The organism is Streptomyces sp. NPDC003248 (genome assembly GCF_055563235.1).
In genome coordinates this window covers 73589-90266 of sequence record NZ_JBVHDT010000006.1, presented here as the reverse complement: position 1 = coordinate 90266, position 16678 = coordinate 73589, and the positions used below count along the sequence as shown (strand labels likewise).

Genomic DNA, 16678 nt, shown 5'->3' with positions numbered 1-16678 from the left:
GGCAGGCCGAGGACGGCCTGGGCGGCACCGCGCCGCGCCGGCGACGCCGGGGCGCGCGTCCACATCGCCCAGCCGGGCGCGGACCCGCGCGGACTGCCTGCGGCCCGGTCCGCCGCCCTGCGCGGCCGTGACCGCTCCTGCCACCACGTCCTCTGTCCGGGAGCACGGCCCGGACGACTTCGACGCGGTGGTCCGGGCGGGCCGTGCCGCGCTGCTCGGGTGGGCGGAGGCGGACGACGAGTACGGGGTGTGGTCCCTCGCCGACCTCGCGGCCCGGGCCGAACACCGGCTCGCCCGCTCCGCCGGAGCCGGTTCGACGTCCGCCGCCGGGCAGCTCGGCGCCCTCCGCGCAGCCCTCGCCGGGGACCGGGCTACCGTCGAGGAGTGACCGACCAGCCCCGCCGCGACACCGACACCCCACCGGCCCCCGAGCTCTTCACCTGGGAGTTCGCCACCGACCCCTACCCCGCCTACGCCTGGCTGCGCGAGCACTCCCCGGTGCACCGCACCCGGCTCCCCAGCGGAGTGGAGGCCTGGCTGGTCACCCGGTACGCGGACGCCAAGCAGGCCCTCGCCGACCAGCGGCTGTCGAAGAACCCCGCCCACCATGACGAGCCCGAGCACGCCAGGGGCAGGACCGGCATCCCCGGGGAGCGCAAGGCCGAGCTGATGACGCACCTGCTGAACATCGACCCGCCGGACCACACCCGGCTGCGGCGCCTGGTCAGCAAGGCGTTCACGCCCCGCCGCGTCGCCGAGTTCGCGCCCCGCGTCCAGGAGCTGACCGACCAGCTCATCGACCGGTTCGCCGCCCGGGGGAGCGCCGACCTCATCCACGACTTCGCCTTCCCCCTCCCCATCTACGCCATCTGCGACCTGCTGGGCGTCCCCAGGGAGGACCAGGACGACTTCCGCGACTGGGCCGGGATGATGATCCGGCACGGCGGCGGACCGCGCGGCGGTGTCGCACGGTCGGTGAAGAAGATGCGCGGCTACCTGTCCGAACTCATCCACCGCAAGCGCGAGGCCCTCCCCGCCGAACCGACCCCCGGCGAGGACCTCATCTCCGGCCTCATCCGCGCCTCCGACCACGGTGAGCACCTCACCGAGAACGAGGCCGCCGCCATGGCCTTCATCCTGCTGTTCGCCGGTTTCGAGACCACCGTCAACCTCATCGGCAACGGCACCTACGCCCTGCTCACCCACCCCGGCCAGCGCCGGCGGCTCCAGGACTCCCTGGCCGCCGGCGACCCCGGCCTGCTGGAGACCGGCATCGAGGAACTCCTGCGCTTCGACGGTCCCGTGGAGCTCGCCACCTGGCGCTTCGCCACCCACCCGCTCACCATCGGCGGCCAGGACATCGCACCCGGCGACCCCGTCCTCGTCGTCCTCGCGGCCGCCGACCGCGACCCGGAGCGCTTCACCGACCCCGACACCCTGGACCTCTCCCGCCGCGACAACCAGCACCTCGGCTACGGCCACGGCATCCACTACTGCCTGGGCGCCCCGCTCGCCCGGCTGGAGGGCCGGACCGCGCTCGCCACCCTCCTCACCCGGCTGCCCGACCTGCGCCTCGCGGCGGACCCGGCCGACCTGAGGTGGCGCGGCGGTCTCATCATGCGCGGACTGCGCACCCTCCCCGTGGAGTTCACGCCCCCCACGCCCCGGTGAGCGACGCACGCCCCGCCGGCCACCACCCCCCACACCCCGCAGCCGTCCGCTGACCGACCGTCATGTGAGGGAACGGCGAAGCGGAGGTGTCGGCTTCTCGACTCTGTGATCTTCACGTGATCCGCGCGGCATTAACTTGTGACAAGTGATCGTGTGCCGATACGTTCACTCGTCAGCGCGGCGCCTCGGCACCATCCGTCGCGCGGGTCAATGCTGTCTCGAGAAAGGCCCCCCGCATGCTCACCGGGAACGGTCGTCATCGTCGCCCCCGCCAGGCCCCGGCCCTCCTCGTCGCGGCCGGTGTGACCGGCTCGGCCATCGCCATCCCGCTGCTCGGCGCCACCGGCGCGAGCGCCGCGGACAACACGGTCTGGGACACGGTGGCGGAGTGCGAGACCGGGGGCTCCTGGAGCGCCAACGAGGGCGGCGGCGAGTACGGCGGCCTGTCCCTGACCCAGGAGAACTGGGAGGCGTACGGCGGGCTCGACTACGCCCCGCGCCCGGACCTGGCCAGCCGCAACCAGCAGATATCCGTCGCCCAGAAGGTCCTCGCGGACCAGGGCGTCGGCGCGTGGGGCACGTGCGGGCTGACGTCCGGTCTGAGCGCGGACTCCGGCTCGGCGGACCTGGACACCGGCGTGGCCGAGGATTCGTCCGACTCCTCCGTGACGTCCGGCCTGTCCGACCTGTCCAAGGAGTCGTCCGACTCGTCGGATTCCTCCGGCTCCTCCTCCAAGTCCTCCGACTCCTCCGGCTCCTCCGCGGATTCCGGCGAGGACTCCACCGGTGCGGCCACCGGATCCGCCACGGATTCTCCGGAAGCGTCCGCATCGTCCCCTTCTTCCTCTTCCTCCTCCGCGTCGGACAAGTCCGCAACGTCCGACACGTCCACCGGTTCCGGTGCGAGCGGCTCCGCGGCGGGCGGCGGCTCGTCCACCGCGACCCCGGAGGCGGACGCCTCGGACAACCCGGCCCAGGACGTGGGCTCATGGAGCCTGATCGACACCGGTTCGGCCGACGCGCTGTCCAGCGGCACCACGTCCAGCGGCACCGCGTCCGACGACACCGCGTCCGACGACACCGCGTCCACCGGCTCGGGCCGCCACCGCGGCGGCAGCGCCGAGGAGACGACGGCCGACGGCACCACCACCGCCTCCTCCGGCCGGCATGCCGCCGACACCCTCAGCGGCACGGCGGCCACCTACACCGTCCAGGCGGGCGACTCCCTCGTCACCATCGCCGACTCCCTTGGCCTCGACGGCGGATGGCGTGCGCTCTACGCCGAGAACAAGGACGTCATCGGCGCCGACCCGGGCAACATCGTGCCCGGTCAGACGCTTGCGACAGGCGTCGAATAGGGCGTAAAAGCCGTGAAAACGGGGGGAGTTCACGTCACGCTTCGCGCCGAATGTCCGGTTTGGCGAAAGTGTGGGATGAGTCTCAGAAGCCCTGATCGTCTTTGAAATTCCCCCGATCGCCTGCCTACGGTCAGGACCGCTCGGCAACCCGAGCCCCGGCCGTCGCAACGCCGAATCCTGCCAGCGGCCACCCGGGAACAGTCGTCGCGTCAAGCGCCGCAGGCAGGAGCGGGGGACCCAAGGTAAGTGCCGCACCGGGTGGTTGACGGACGCGGCTAGGGGTGAAGCCACGCCTTCCGAAGAAGAGGCGTGGCCGGGCAACTCAACCGGCCCGAACCCGACAGCTCACCTCGCAGGCGTCGGTGAGGGGATCGATCCATGCTGTTCTCCGGCAAGGGCAAGCACCGTCGTCCGTCCAAGGCCACCCGCGCCATCGCCGTCGCCGGTGTCACCGGCGCCGCCGTCGCCGCCCCGCTGATGGCGGCCGGCAACGCCTCCGCCGCCACCGCCTCCGAGTGGGACGCGGTCGCCCAGTGCGAGTCCGGCGGCAACTGGTCCATCAACACCGGCAACGGCTACTACGGCGGCCTCCAGTTCTCCGCCTCCACCTGGGCCGCGAACGGCGGCACGCAGTACGCCGCCACCGCCGACAAGGCCACCAAGTCCCAGCAGATCCAGATCGCCGAGAAGGTCCTCGCGAGCCAGGGCAAGGGCGCCTGGCCGGTCTGCGGCAAGGACCTGTCCGGCGCCGCCTACACCGGCGGCACCTCCTCGTCCGACTCCTCCGACTCCTCGGCCGGCTCCTCCAGCGGTACTTCCACGGGCTCCGGCTCCGGTTCCTCGGCGGACTCCGGCACCACGAGCCGTTCGACCGAGCAGCAGAGCACCTCCCGCTCCACCGAGCGCCCGGCCGCCGAGAGCCAGAAGACGGTCACCACCCCGACCGGCGAGAAGGTCGAGAAGGGCGACGGCGAGTACAAGGTGGTCACCGGCGACACCCTCAGCTCCATCGCCCAGGAGCAGGACGTCGCGGGCGGCTGGGAGAAGCTGTTCCAGCTCAACAAGGACATCGTCGACGACGCCGACCTCATCTACCCTGGCCAGCAGCTGCACCTGAAGTGACACCTGGCTCCCAGGGTGGCCACAGCCCCCGCACAGGTGTGGTCCGCACACTGAAGACCTCGTGAGGGTCCCCCCCGTCCCCACGGGCGCCCCGCCCCGGCGCGCGTTCCCCCGTACGCGCCGGGGCGGGGTATTTCTTTGCCCGCCCGCCATCCGCCTGTTGGTCACCCTCTTTGTTCCGGGCGGGAACAATGTGTACCGTCAGCCTGTCCACGGGGCGGTCGGTCGGCTGTCGGCGGCCCCGGGACGGTTAGGCTCTAGTCGCAAGGCCACATCAAGGGATCAACAAGGGCCGCCCGCGGCCCACGTGCCCCGCACAACCAGCGTCACATCCCACGAAGGAGATGCTCGTGCCGTCCATCGACGTCGTCGTAGCCCGGGAAATCCTGGACTCCCGAGGCAACCCCACGGTCGAGGTCGAGGTCGGCCTCGACGACGGCAGCACGGGTCGTGCCGCCGTCCCGTCCGGCGCCTCCACCGGCGCCTTCGAGGCCATCGAGCTCCGCGACGGTGACCCGAACCGCTACCAGGGCAAGGGCGTCGAGAAGGCCGTCCTCGCCGTCATCGAGCAGATCGGCCCGGAGCTGGTCGGCTACGACGCCACCGAGCAGCGCCTGATCGACCAGGCGATGTTCGACCTGGACGCCACCGACAACAAGGGCTCCCTGGGCGCCAACGCCATCCTCGGCGTCTCCCTCGCCGTCGCCCACGCCGCCTCCGAGGCCAGCGACCTGCCGCTGTTCCGCTACCTGGGCGGCCCGAACGCGCACCTGCTGCCGGTGCCGATGATGAACATCCTGAACGGCGGCTCGCACGCCGACTCCAACGTGGACATCCAGGAGTTCATGATCGCCCCCATCGGCGCGGAGTCCTTCTCCGAGGCCCTGCGCTGGGGCACCGAGGTCTACCACACCCTGAAGAAGGTCCTGAAGAGCAAGGGCCTGTCCACCGGCCTCGGCGACGAGGGCGGCTTCGCCCCGAACCTCGGCTCCAACCGCGAGGCCCTCGACCTCATCCTCGAGGCGATCAAGGAGGCCGGCTACACCCCCGGCGAGCAGATCGCCCTGGCGCTCGACGTCGCCGCGTCCGAGTTCTACAAGGACGGCTCCTACACCTTCGAGGGCAAGGACCGCTCCGCCGCCGAGATGACCGAGTACTACGCCGAGCTCGTCGAGGCGTACCCGCTCGTCTCCATCGAGGACCCGCTGTTCGAGGACGACTGGGAGGGCTGGAAGACCATCACCGCCAAGCTCGGTGACAAGGTCCAGCTCGTCGGCGACGACCTGTTCGTCACCAACCCCGAGCGCCTCGCCCGCGGTATCGAGGAGGGCGCCGCCAACGCGCTGCTCGTGAAGGTGAACCAGATCGGTTCGCTCACCGAGACCCTCGACGCCGTCGAGCTGGCCCAGCGCAACGGCTTCAAGTGCATGATGTCCCACCGCTCCGGCGAGACCGAGGACGTCACCATCGCCGACCTGGCCGTCGCCACCAACTGCGGCCAGATCAAGACCGGCGCCCCGGCCCGCTCCGAGCGCGTCGCCAAGTACAACCAGCTGCTGCGCATCGAGGAGATCCTCGACGACGCCGCGGTGTACGCCGGCCGCAGCGCCTTCCCGCGCTTCCGCGAGGTCGCCAAGGGCTGACCCGCCCCGGGTGAGGCTCAGCCAGTCGTACGTACGTCCCCGTACTCGGTCCCGTACCGTGTCCGGGGACGTACGCACGTGTGAGACGGGAGGCGGGGACAGGTGGCCGTGAAGGACCGGGACCGTTTCTCGACCGCGACCAGGATCCGGCTGCTCGGAGAGCAGACGGCGGCCCGCGTCTACCGTTCCCAGACCAAACGGCAGGCCCGCCGCTCGCGCCTCACCGGCCGCGCGGCGCTGCTCGCGCTCGTGCTGTGCTCGATGATCGTCGCCCTGGCCTACCCCATGCGGCAGTACGTCTCGCAGCGCGCCGACATCGCCGATCTGGAGCGCGAGAAGGAACAGGCCAGGCAACGGGTGGAAGAACTGCGTGACCTCAAGGCACGCTGGCAGGACGACGCGTACGCCGAGCAGCAGATCCGGGAGCGGCTGCACTACGTCATGCCGGGGGAGACCGGCTTCATCGTCATCGACCCGGCCGCCGCCCGGCAGACCCGCGCCGACCTGGGGGCCGCCGACCGCCCCTGGTACGCGAACGTCTGGGACGGCGTCGACCGCTCCGACGCCTCCGACCAGTGACGACCCCGTGGGACCTCATGAGACCTCGTGAGACCCGTGAGGTCCGGTGAGACCTCGTGCGAGACCCGTGAGGTCCCATGAGACCTCGTGCGAGACCCGTGAGGTCCCGTGATCCCAGAGCCGAACCCCAGAGCCGATAGAAAGACAGGCATGAAAACGCCCCCGCCGCCCACTCCGCGCACCGAGCCCACCGACGCGGACGTCGAGGCCTTCCAGCAGCAGCTCGGGCGCCCGCCCCGCGGCCTGCGCGCGATCGCGCACCGCTGCCCCTGCGGCCAGCCGGACGTCGTGGAGACGGCCCCCCGCCTCCCCGACGGCACGCCCTTCCCGACGCTGTACTACCTGACGTGCCCCAAGGCCTCCTCCGCCATCGGCACCCTGGAGGCCAACGGCGTCATGAAGGAGATGACGGCCCGCCTGGAGACCGACGCGGAGCTGGCCGCCGCCTACCGCGCCGCCCACGAGGACTACATCCGGCGCCGGGACGAGATCGAGGAGCTGAAGGGCTTCCCCAGCGCGGGCGGCATGCCGGACCGGGTCAAGTGCCTGCACGTCCTGGTCGCCCACTCGCTGGCGGCCGGCCCCGGGGTCAACCCCCTGGGCGACGAGGCGCTGGAGATGCTGCCGGAGTGGTGGCGCAAGGGGCCGTGCGTGGTGCCGTCGGGGCCGCCGTCCGGGGAGGGCTGGCAGGTGGAGGCCGGCGACTCCGGCTGGTCTGCCTTCAAGCCCGTCGAGGCCGTCGAGCCCGCCGAGCCCGTCCGGACCGTCGAGCCCGCCGAGCCCGCCGAGCCCGTCGAGTCCGAGGAGGACGAGAAGTGACCCGGGTCGCCGCCGTCGACTGCGGCACGAACTCCATCCGCCTCCTCGTCGCCGACGCGGACCCGTCGACCGGTGAACTGGTCGAGCTGGACCGCCGGATGACGATCGTCCGCCTGGGCCAGGGCGTCGACCGCACCGGACGGCTCGCGCCCGAGGCACTGGAGCGGACCTTCGCGGCCTGCCGGGAGTACGCGGCCGTCATCAAGCGCCACGGCGCCGAACGGCTGCGCTTCGTCGCCACCTCCGCCTCCCGGGACGCCGAGAACCGGGACGACTTCGTCCGCGGGGTGCTGGACATCCTGGGCGTGGAACCGGAGGTCATCTCCGGCGACCAGGAGGCGGAGTTCTCCTTCACCGGCGCGACCAAGGAGCTGTCGGGCCGGGACGACCTCGCCCGCCCCTACCTGGTCGTGGACATCGGGGGCGGCTCCACGGAGTTCGTAGTCGGCGACGACCACGTCCGCGCGGCCCGCTCGGTCGACGTCGGCTGCGTCCGGATGACCGAGCGCCACCTGGTGCACGAGGGCGCGGTGACCGACCCGCCCACGGCGGAGCAGATCGCGGCGATGCGCGCCGACATCGAGCACGCCCTGGACGTCGCGGAGCGGACCGTGCCGCTGCGCGAGGCGCACACGCTGGTCGGCCTGGCGGGCTCGGTGACCACGGTCTCGGCGATCGCGCAGGAACTGCCGGAGTACGACTCCGCGGCCATCCACCACTCACGCGTCTCCCGGGAGCGGGTCCGCGAGATCACCGAGTGGCTGCTGCGCTCCACGCACGCCGAGCGCGCCGCGGTGCCCTCGATGCACCCGGGCCGGGTGGACGTGATCGCCGCGGGCGCCCTCGTCCTGCTCTCGATCATGGAGCGGACGGGCGCCGAGGAGGTCGTCGTGAGCGAGCACGACATCCTCGACGGCATAGCGTGGTCGGTGGCCTGACCCCCTCGCCCGGCCCCTCCGCCGACCCCGCGACGGCCCTTCCCGGCACTCTCCTGAGCAGTGCGAACACCGTATGAGCGCGCCGGAAGGGCCGTCCGGGGCCCTTCGGCGACACCCCGTCGGAAAACTTCGTGAAGTTCTTCACAAGGAATTCGGCCCCGTCGGAGGACGCACGTGCCCCGGTTGACCCTTCTGGGGCCCGTGAGCCCGTGTGAACGTGTTCAAAAGAGGCGCGTGCGGACGTTTCGCGGACCCCGGGGCGGAGGTGTTTCGAAGCCCTCACGAGGACCCTCGGGGCCCGGAGAGGCAGCTCACGCGGCATTGACAACGCCCCGCCCTACACGCGGGTTCCCCTTTCGCGCCATGACCTGGGTCACGCGGATCGCGGAGGATAGCACACCCTATGTTGTTGCTTGTGAAGGGGCGCACGAGCGACCCCCCTGAGGCGGGTGGATACTCGATGGCATGAGCACCACGGAGCGTCCCAGGATCCTCGTAGTAGGCGGTGGGTACGTAGGCCTGTACGCAGCTCGGCGCATCCAGAAGAAGATGCGCTACGGCGAGGCGACCGTCACGGTCGTCGACCCCCGGTCGTACATGACCTACCAGCCCTTCCTCCCCGAAACCGCCGCCGGCAACATCTCCCCGCGCCACGTCGTCGTCCCGCTGCGACGCGTGCTGCCCAAGGCGGAGGTCCTCACCGGCCGGGTCACCACCATCGACCAGGACCGCAAGGTCGCCACGATCGCCCCGCTGGTGGGCGAGGCGTACGAGCTGCCCTTCGACTACCTGGTCGTCGCGCTCGGCGCGGTCTCCCGCACCTTCCCGATCCCCGGCCTCGCCGAGCAGGGCATCGGCATGAAGGGCATCGAGGAGGCCATCGGTCTGCGCAACCACGTCCTCGAGCAGCTCGACAAGGCCGACTCCACCACCGACGAGGAGATCCGCCGCAAGGCGCTCACCTTCGTCTTCATCGGTGGCGGCTTCGCGGGCGCGGAGACCATCGGCGAGGTCGAGGACCTGGCCCGCGACGCGGCCAAGTACTATAAGAACGTGTCCCGCGAGGACATGCGCTTCATCCTGGTCGACGCCGCCGACAAGATCCTCCCCGAGGTCGGCCCCAAGCTGGGCCAGTACGGCAAGCAGCACCTGGAGAGCCGCGGCGTGGAGATCTACCTCTCCACCTCCATGGACTCCTGCGTCGACGGCCACGTCGTGCTGAAGAACGGCCTCGAGGTCGACTCGAACACGATCGTCTGGACGGCGGGCGTCAAGCCGAACCCGGCCCTCGCCCGTTACGGCCTGCCCCTCGGCCCGCGCGGCCACATCGACTGCGCCCCGACCCTCCAGGTCCAGGGCACGGACTACATCTGGGCCGCCGGCGACAACGCGCAGGTCCCCGACCTCGCCGCCCGCAAGGCCGGTGTGGAGAACGCCTGGTGCCCGCCGAACGCGCAGCACGCGCTGCGTCAGGCCAAGGTCCTCGGCGACAACGTGATCTCCGGCATGCGGGGCTTCCCGCAGAAGGAGTACGCGCACGCCAACAAGGGCGCGGTGGCCGGCCTCGGCCTCCACAAGGGCGTCGCGATGATCGTCATGGGCAAGATGAAGATCAAGCTCAAGGGCCGGCTGGCGTGGTACATGCACCGCGGCTACCACGGCCTGGCGATGCCGACGTGGAACCGCAAGATCCGCGTCTTCGCCGACTGGACGCTCGGCATGTTCCTCAAGCGTGAGGTCGTCGCCCTCGGCGCCCTGGAGTCCCCGCGCGAGGAGTTCTACGAGGCCGCCAAGCCGGCCCCGGTCGCCGCCCAGCCGGTCTCCGGCAAGACGGAGGAGAAGGCGAAGGCCTCCTGACCTCCGCTCACCGAACGCCCCGAAGGGGCCGCCCGCCATCCGTGGTGCGGGCGGCCCCTTCGGCGTTCCCCCGGATGGTTTGCCCAGTCATGACACGCGTGGGGGACTGCGACGGGACCCCTCAGGTGTTTACGTGGTGTCAGGACTTTCCGGGATCACTCCCACGGAGGTGTGCACCATGGCTGACGCCGCGTCGCGGCTCCATGCCCTCGTCGAACAGTTGCTGGCCGCCCCCTTCCCGGTCCGCGTCCGCGCCTGGGACGGTTCGCAGGCGGGTCCGCCCGACGCGCCGACCCTGGTCGTACGCAACCGGCGGGCCCTGCGCCGCCTTCTGTTCAAACCCGGCGAACTGGGCCTGGCCCGAGCCTGGGTGGCCGGCGACCTGGACATCGAGGGCGACCTCTACACCGCCCTCGGCCTCCTCTCCGGCCTCATCTGGGAACGCGGCGACGACGCCCGGACCCTCACCGAGGCGCTGCGCGACCCCCGCTTCCGCTCGGCGGTCCGCGGCCTGCTGAAGCTGGCCGGCCCGCCGCTGCCCCCCGCCCCGCCCGGCGAGGAGGTCCGCCGCGCCCGCCATCTGCACACCCGCCGCACCGACAGACGCGCCATCAGCCACCACTACGACGTCGGCAACGACTTCTACGAGCTCGTCCTGGGCCCGTCCATGGTGTACTCCTGCGCCTACTGGGAGTCCCCCGACAGCACCCTGGAGGCCGCCCAGCGCGACAAGCTCGAACTGGTCTGCCGCAAACTCGCCCTGGCCCCGGGGCAGCGCCTGCTGGACGTCGGCTGCGGCTGGGGCTCGATGGCCGTCCACGCGGCCCGCGAGCACGGCGTGAGCGTCGTCGGCATCACGCTCTCCCAGGAGCAGGCGACGTACGCCCGCAAGCGGATCGCGGAAGCCGGCCTCACCGACCGGGTCGAGATCCGCGTCCAGGACTACCGCGACGTCACCGACGGGCCGTACGACGCGATCTCGTCCATCGGCATGGCCGAGCACGTCGGCGCCGAACGCTACCTGGAGTACGCGAACGCCCTGTACGCCCTGCTCCGGCCGGGCGGCCGGCTGCTCAACCACCAGATCGCCCGCCGCCCCCAGCGCGACGAGTCCGCCTACCACGTGGACGAGTTCATCGACGCGTACGTCTTCCCGGACGGCGAACTCGCCCCGGTGGGCACCACGGTCACCCAGCTGGAGCGCGCCGGCTTCGAGGTCCGCGACGTGGAGTCGATCCGCGAGCACTACGCCCTCACCCTGCGCCGGTGGGTCGACCGCCTGGAGGCCGACTGGGCGCGAGCGGTGCGGCTCACCTCGCCCGGCCGCGCCCGGGTCTGGCGCCTGTACATGGCGGCCTCCGCCCTCGCCTTCGAACGCAACCGCATCGGCGTCAACCAGGTCCTGGCCGTCCGCACCCCGGACGGCGGCACCTCCGGACTGCCGCTGCGCGCCCGCACCTGGAACTGAACCGGCCCCGACGACGAAGGGCCCCGGCACGCCATCGCGCACCGGGGCCCCGCCGCCCCGCGGTCACTCGGACTTGATCGCCGCCAGCATGTTCAGCCGGGCCGCCCGCCGGGCCGGCCACAGCGCCGCGAGCACACCCACTCCGGCGGCCAGCACCAGGAACAGCGCCATCCGCCCCCACGGCAGGACGAGTTCGTACGTCGCCATCTTCGTGCCGAGCAGTTCGCCGGCCGCCCAGCCGAAGAACAGGCCGAGCCCGATGCCGAGCACCCCGCCGAAGAGGGAGATCACCAGCGACTCCAGGCGCACCATCCGCTTGACCGCCCTGCGGTCCAGGCCGATGGCCCGCAGCATGCCGATCTCCTGGGAGCGCTCGAACACCGACATCGCCAGGGTGTTGATGACCCCGAGCACCGCGACGATCACCGCCATCGCGAGCAGGCCGTAGAGCATGTTCAGCATCAGCGTGAACATCTGCGCGATCTGGTCGGAGAGGTCCTGCTTGCTCTGGACCCTGATGGCCGGGTTGGAGCCGAGGGCCTTCTCCAGCTCGTCCTGCGTCGCGTCCGACACACCGCCGGACGTCTTGACCATGACCTGCATGTCGGCCGGGTCGTCCTGGTGCGGGGCGAGGGCCGTGTTGTCGAGCATGATGCCCCGGATCATCTGGTTGCCCTGGTAGACCCCGGCGACGGTCAGCCGCTGCTGCTGCCCGTCCTCGTACGTCACCGTGAACGCGGAGCCGGCCTTCCAGCCGTGCGACGCGGCGGTGTCGCCGTCCACGACGACCCGCGCGCCGCCGACCTCGAAGGAGCCGTCGTCGACCGTGAGGTCGGTCAGCTCGCCGATGGCGGAGCCGGTGACGCCGGTGAGGTACTCGGTCTTCCCGTCGATGCGCGCGGGGGCGTTGCGCAGCGGGCTGGAGGCGGTCACCCCGGCGGTGGAGCTCAGCTTCTTCGCGACGTCGGGGGAGAGGGCGTTGCCGTTGGCCATCGACACCACGTAGTCGGCCTCGATCGCCGCCGAGGCCATCTTGTCGATGGACGTCTGGAGGCTGCCCGCCATCACCGTCATGCCGGTGATCAGGGTCAGGCCGATCATCAGCGCGGAGGCCGTGGCCGCCGTACGGCGCGGGTTGCGCACCGAGTTCTGCCGGGCCAGCTTGCCGGACACCCCGAAGACGCGCAGCACGGGCGCGGCGGCCGCGATCAGCGGGCGGGACAGCAGCGGGGTCAGCACGAACACGCCGATGACGATCAGGACCGCGCCGAGCCCCATGGGGGCCTGGCCGTCGGAGCCGTCCATCGTGGTGGCGGCCAGGACGACCGCGACACCGGCGGCCGAGAGCAGGGCGCCGACGGTGTTGCGCAGGACCATCGACCTGGTGGACGCCGTGGCGTGCACGCTGCTCATCGCGGCGACCGGCGGGATCTTCGCGGCCCGGCGGCCCGGCAGCCAGGCCGCCAGCATGGTGATGACGACGCCGACGAGGAGGGCGGCCGCGACCGTGCCGGGCGAGACCACCAGCGGCCCGTCCGGGATCGTCGCTCCCAGGGTGCCCACCAGGGAGCGCAGCCCGGCGCCGATGCCGATGCCCGCGACCAGACCGGCCACCCCGGCGACCGCGCCGACCGCGAACGCCTCGATCAGCACCGACCGGGTGACCTGCCGGCGGGAGGCGCCGACCGCGCGCAGCAGCGCCAGCTCCTTGGTGCGCTGGGCGACCAGCATGGTGAAGGTGTTGGCGATGATGAAGGTGCCGACGAACAGCGCGATGCCGGCGAAGACCAGCAGGACCTGCTTCAGCCCGCTCATCGAGGCGGCGATCGTCTCCGCCTGGTCGTCGGCGAGCTGCCTGCCGGTGGTGGTCTCGACGGGGTCCTCGGACAGGGCCTTGTCCAGCGCGGCCTTCAGCGCGGCCTGCGAGGTGCCGGCGGCGGCCTTGACGTCGATCTCGTCGTACGTGCCGGTCTTGCCGAACAGCTGCTGGGCGGTGGCGGTGTCGAACAGGGCGAGGCTGCCGCCGGCGGCGACGTTGCCGTCGTCGGTGGTGAAGATGCCGGTGATCTTCGGGGTCAGTACGGGACCGTCCACCGACAGGCGCACGGTGTCGCCGACCTCGTAGCCGGCCCGCCGGGCGGTCTCGGAGTCGACGGCGACCTCGTTCGCGCCGTGCGGAGCGCTGCCCTCCTCCAGCGGGTACCGGGGGTCCTCGGTCCCCCAGTAGTTGCCGCCCTGGGACTGGAAGCCGCCGCCGACGAGCTTGCCGTCCTTGTCGGCGAGGGCGGTGAAGCCGGTGACGACGCCCACGGCGGACGCGGCGCCCGGCACCTCGGCGCTCCGCTCGCGCAGGTCCTCGGTCAGCTCGGGCGTCCGGCCGATCCGGTCGCCGGTGTCCTTCGGGGTCTCGGCGGTCACGGCGACGTCGACCTGGTCGAAGCCCTTGGCGGAGCTGTTCTGGAGGGCGTTGGAGAGGGTGTTGGTGAAGACCAGGGTCCCCGACACGAAGGCCACGCCGAGCATCACGGCGAGCACGGTCATCAGGAGCCGGGCCTTGTGCGCGAGGACGTTGCGCAAGGCAGTGCGGAACATGGGTTCTTCTCTTCTCGGTCCGGGCTTCTCGGTCCGGTGTGCGTCCGGTGGTCCTGACGGGGGTCAGCTGGTGCGGCCCTTGGCGTCGAACCGCTTCATGCGGTCCAGCACCGTCTCCGCGGTCGGCCCGTTCAGCTCGTCGACGATCCGGCCGTCCGCGAGGAACACCACCCGGTCCGCGTAGGCGGCGGCCACCGGGTCGTGGGTCACCATCACCACCGTCTGTCCCAGTTCCCGTACGGAGTTGCGCAGGAAGCCCAGCACCTCGGCGCCCGAGCGGGAGTCGAGGTTTCCGGTCGGCTCGTCGCCGAAGATGATGTCCGGCCGGGACGCCAGCGCGCGGGCGACGGCGACGCGCTGCTGCTGGCCGCCGGAGAGCTGCGAGGGCCGGTGGCCGAGCCGGCCGGCCAGCCCGACCATCCCGATCACGGTGTCCAGCCACTCCTTGTCCGCCTTGCGGCCGGCGATGTCCATCGGGAGGGTGATGTTCTCCAGGGCGGTCAGCGTGGGCAGCAGGTTGAACGCCTGGAAGATGAAGCCGATCTTGTCGCGGCGCAACTTGGTGAGCTGCTTGTCCTTCAGGGAGCCCAGCTCGGTGTCGCCGATCCGCACGGAGCCGGAGGAGAAGGTGTCCAGACCGGCGACGCAGTGCATCAGCGTCGACTTGCCGGAGCCGGACGGGCCCATGATCGCGGTGAACTCGGCCTGCCGGAAGTCGACGGAGACCTGGTCGAGGGCGACCACCTGGGTCTCGCCCTGTCCGTAGATCTTGGACAGGTCCGTGGCACGTGCGGCCACGGCGGTGGTCCGGTCGGCGAGGGAGGTGGTGGGCACGGGGTGACTCCTGTCGGGGGGACGTCGTTGCACTGGGGGACGTGAACCATCGTCCCGGCGGTCCGCCGCCGTGTAGTCAGCCGTTGTTCCGGTTCCGAGGACAGACTGGGGTCGGACCGCGGAGCGCCCGTGTCATACCAGGGGATGAGACCCGTCCCTGAGACGCCGTCCGGTGGTGAAAACGTCGAGAACCGGTGGAGCACCCTCGTTCGGGCGGTGAAATTCCGTCATTCCGCATGCGCGGCCACCCGCCGCGCGCGAGCCTACTGGCAAGTGCGGATGGCCTGCTCCCTGGCCTGATGCACCCTCAGACCTCAATAAAATAAGACAACATCGGGCTGCTCATCCGCTGTTCGGTGGACGCGTCCCGATAGGCTCGGGACTTCGATGCGGGGCCCATGGCCTGCCCGGATGGTGGAATGCAGACACGGCGAGCTTAAACCTCGCTGCCCCTCGCGGGCGTACCGGTTCGAGTCCGGTTCCGGGCACCTCCCACGCCTCCCTCCTCGCCCCTTCCTTGCCTCCGGGGCAAGTGGCCCCGCTGCCGAGCCTCCCTTCCCGCCGCACCCCGCCCGGGCCCCCGGCACCGTTTCGTCGGAGCCCTCCCCAAGGTCGCCTGTGTGGAGCGCGTCGCCTCCTCCGGGCCGCCGGGACCGACCCGGCCGCGACGTGCACGGGCCTGCCGGCCGGCTGACGCGGGCGGGTGATCTCCGGCAGGTTCCGGGCGTGTACCGGGTTGGTCATGAATGGATCCGCCCGCTGCCGGGAATCAGCGATCCACGTAGCGTGTTGCGCAGCACGACGAGGGAAAGATCCTCCCCAAGCACTAGGGTCAATCCTTTGCCTACCTATTACTCTTGATGCCAAGGCCGCGCTGTGTGGCCATGGAGGAGTGAAATGAGGAGCAGAAACCCGGTCTTCTCGCGACGGGGGTTCAGCCGCGACAACGGCTACGCGGGCTTCAACGCCGCGCCGCAGGCCGGGGGACCCGCTGTCGGTACGCAGCAGGGCAACCCTTACGCCCAGCCGGCCGGCAACCCTTACGCGCAGAACCCTTACGCCCAGCAGGACGTGCAGTACGGCGCCCCGCAGGCCCCGGTCACCACCGCCGGTGCGATGACCATGGACGACGTGGTCGCGCGCACCGCGACGACGCTCGGCACCGTGGTCCTGACCGCCGTCCTGTCGTGGCTGCTGCTGCCCGTCGACGAGGCCAACCTCAACAAGTCGTACGGCATCGCGGTCGGTGCCGGTCTGGTCGCGATGGTGCTGGCGCTCGTCCAGTCCTTCAAGCGCCGCCCGTCGCCCGCGCTGATCCTGGCGTACGCCGCCCTCGAGGGCGTCTTCCTCGGCGTCATCTCCAGCGCGGTGTCCACGTACATCGCGGACGGGGTCGTCGCCCAGGCCGTCCTCGGCACCATGGCGGTCTTCGCCGGTGTGCTCGTGGCGTACAAGGCGGGCTGGATCCGCGTCAACCGCCGCTTCTACGGCTTCGTCATGGCGGCCGCGCTCGGCTTCGTCCTGCTGATGGCCGTGAACCTGCTGTTCACCGTCTTCGGCGGCGGCGACGGCCTCGGCTTCCGCAGCGGCGCCCTCGGCGTCGTCTTCGGGGTCATCGGCATCATCCTCGGTGCCTGCTTCCTCGCCCTGGACTTCAAGCAGGTCGAGGACGGCGTGGCCTACGGCGCGCCCCGCGAGGAGGCCTGGCTCGCTGCCTTCGGCCTCACCCTGACGCTGGTGTGGATCTACATGGAGTTCCTGCGACTCCTGTCCATCCTGAACAGCAGCGACTGAGGC

At 71.2% G+C, this 16678-nt stretch carries 13 protein-coding genes, 1 tRNA gene and 1 riboswitch; of the genes, 12 read left to right on the top strand and 2 right to left on the bottom strand.

Going from position 1 to position 16678, the window contains the following annotated elements; all coding sequences use genetic code 11:
- Positions 1 to 127: 127 nt before the first annotated feature.
- From ACZ3KJ_RS16510 to ACZ3KJ_RS16465, 10 genes are all read left to right on the top strand, one after another.
- Complete coding sequence (locus ACZ3KJ_RS16510) at positions 128 to 388, top strand: hypothetical protein (protein WP_467527551.1); 261 nt, start codon at positions 128 to 130, stop codon at positions 386 to 388.
- Positions 385 to 1671: a cytochrome P450 family protein gene (locus ACZ3KJ_RS16505; RefSeq protein ID WP_467527549.1), complete on the top strand. Its 1287-nt coding sequence runs from the start codon at positions 385 to 387 to the stop codon at positions 1669 to 1671. The genes ACZ3KJ_RS16510 and ACZ3KJ_RS16505 overlap by 4 nt, the downstream gene beginning before the upstream one ends.
- Positions 1672 to 1907: 236 nt before the next feature.
- Positions 1908 to 3029 (top strand): transglycosylase family protein, encoded by a 1122-nt coding sequence (locus tag ACZ3KJ_RS16500; RefSeq protein WP_467527548.1) that lies wholly within the window; start codon positions 1908 to 1910, stop codon positions 3027 to 3029.
- Between the two features lie 204 nt (positions 3030 to 3233).
- Positions 3234 to 3403: riboswitch (cyclic di-AMP (ydaO/yuaA leader) on the top strand.
- Between the two features lie 4 nt (positions 3404 to 3407).
- Entirely contained in the window at positions 3408 to 4151 is a 744-nt protein-coding gene (locus ACZ3KJ_RS16495; RefSeq protein WP_467527546.1) for a transglycosylase family protein, read from the top strand.
- A 350-nt stretch (positions 4152 to 4501) separates the two neighbouring features.
- Positions 4502 to 5794: a phosphopyruvate hydratase gene (gene eno / locus ACZ3KJ_RS16490; protein WP_467527544.1), complete on the top strand. Its 1293-nt coding sequence runs from the start codon at positions 4502 to 4504 to the stop codon at positions 5792 to 5794.
- Positions 5795 to 5896: 102 nt separating this feature from the next.
- Positions 5897 to 6373 (top strand): FtsB family cell division protein, encoded by a 477-nt coding sequence (locus ACZ3KJ_RS16485; RefSeq protein ID WP_389522175.1) that lies wholly within the window; start codon positions 5897 to 5899, stop codon positions 6371 to 6373.
- Between the two features lie 150 nt (positions 6374 to 6523).
- On the top strand, positions 6524 to 7192 hold the full coding sequence (locus ACZ3KJ_RS16480) for a DUF501 domain-containing protein (protein WP_467527542.1): 669 nt from the start codon (positions 6524 to 6526) through the stop codon (positions 7190 to 7192).
- Entirely contained in the window at positions 7189 to 8130 is a 942-nt protein-coding gene (locus tag ACZ3KJ_RS16475; protein ID WP_467527540.1) for a Ppx/GppA phosphatase family protein, read from the top strand. Before ACZ3KJ_RS16480 ends, ACZ3KJ_RS16475 begins: the two co-directional genes overlap by 4 nt.
- 465 nt (positions 8131 to 8595) lie before the next feature.
- Positions 8596 to 9987 (top strand): NAD(P)/FAD-dependent oxidoreductase, encoded by a 1392-nt coding sequence (locus ACZ3KJ_RS16470; protein WP_467527538.1) that lies wholly within the window; start codon positions 8596 to 8598, stop codon positions 9985 to 9987.
- Positions 9988 to 10165: 178 nt separating this feature from the next.
- On the top strand, positions 10166 to 11455 hold the full coding sequence (locus ACZ3KJ_RS16465) for a class I SAM-dependent methyltransferase (RefSeq protein WP_467527537.1): 1290 nt from the start codon (positions 10166 to 10168) through the stop codon (positions 11453 to 11455).
- A gap of 63 nt (positions 11456 to 11518) precedes the next feature.
- On the opposite strand, the gene ACZ3KJ_RS16460 is transcribed toward ACZ3KJ_RS16465, so the two are convergent.
- Together ACZ3KJ_RS16460 and ACZ3KJ_RS16455 are read right to left on the bottom strand one after the other, a co-directional pair.
- Positions 11519 to 14047, bottom strand: coding sequence for an ABC transporter permease (locus ACZ3KJ_RS16460; RefSeq protein ID WP_467527536.1), 2529 nt, complete (start codon positions 14045 to 14047; stop codon positions 11519 to 11521).
- Positions 14048 to 14110: 63 nt separating this feature from the next.
- Positions 14111 to 14881, bottom strand: coding sequence for an ABC transporter ATP-binding protein (locus ACZ3KJ_RS16455; protein ID WP_467527534.1), 771 nt, complete (start codon positions 14879 to 14881; stop codon positions 14111 to 14113).
- 405 nt (positions 14882 to 15286) lie between these two features.
- On the opposite strand from ACZ3KJ_RS16455, the gene ACZ3KJ_RS16450 reads away from it, so the two are divergent.
- Positions 15287 to 15369: transfer RNA gene (locus tag ACZ3KJ_RS16450), tRNA-Leu, on the top strand.
- 409 nt (positions 15370 to 15778) lie between these two features.
- Entirely contained in the window at positions 15779 to 16675 is an 897-nt protein-coding gene (locus tag ACZ3KJ_RS16445; protein WP_467527533.1) for a Bax inhibitor-1/YccA family protein, read from the top strand.
- Positions 16676 to 16678: the final 3 nt, after the last annotated feature.

Excerpts from the sequence above, each read along its gene's own strand:
- ACZ3KJ_RS16500 (WP_467527548.1), top strand. The coding sequence starts at position 1,908 with ATGCTCACCGGGAACGGTCGTCATCGTCGCCCCCGCCAGGCCCCGGCC.
- ACZ3KJ_RS16495 (WP_467527546.1), top strand. The coding sequence starts at position 3,408 with ATGCTGTTCTCCGGCAAGGGCAAGCACCGTCGTCCGTCCAAGGCCACC.
- ACZ3KJ_RS16480 (WP_467527542.1), top strand. The coding sequence starts at position 6,524 with ATGAAAACGCCCCCGCCGCCCACTCCGCGCACCGAGCCCACCGACGCG.
- ACZ3KJ_RS16470 (WP_467527538.1), top strand. The coding sequence starts at position 8,596 with ATGAGCACCACGGAGCGTCCCAGGATCCTCGTAGTAGGCGGTGGGTAC.
- ACZ3KJ_RS16465 (WP_467527537.1), top strand. The coding sequence starts at position 10,166 with ATGGCTGACGCCGCGTCGCGGCTCCATGCCCTCGTCGAACAGTTGCTG.
- ACZ3KJ_RS16460 (WP_467527536.1), bottom strand. The coding sequence starts at position 14,047 with ATGTTCCGCACTGCCTTGCGCAACGTCCTCGCGCACAAGGCCCGGCTC.
- ACZ3KJ_RS16445 (WP_467527533.1), top strand. The coding sequence starts at position 15,779 with ATGAGGAGCAGAAACCCGGTCTTCTCGCGACGGGGGTTCAGCCGCGAC.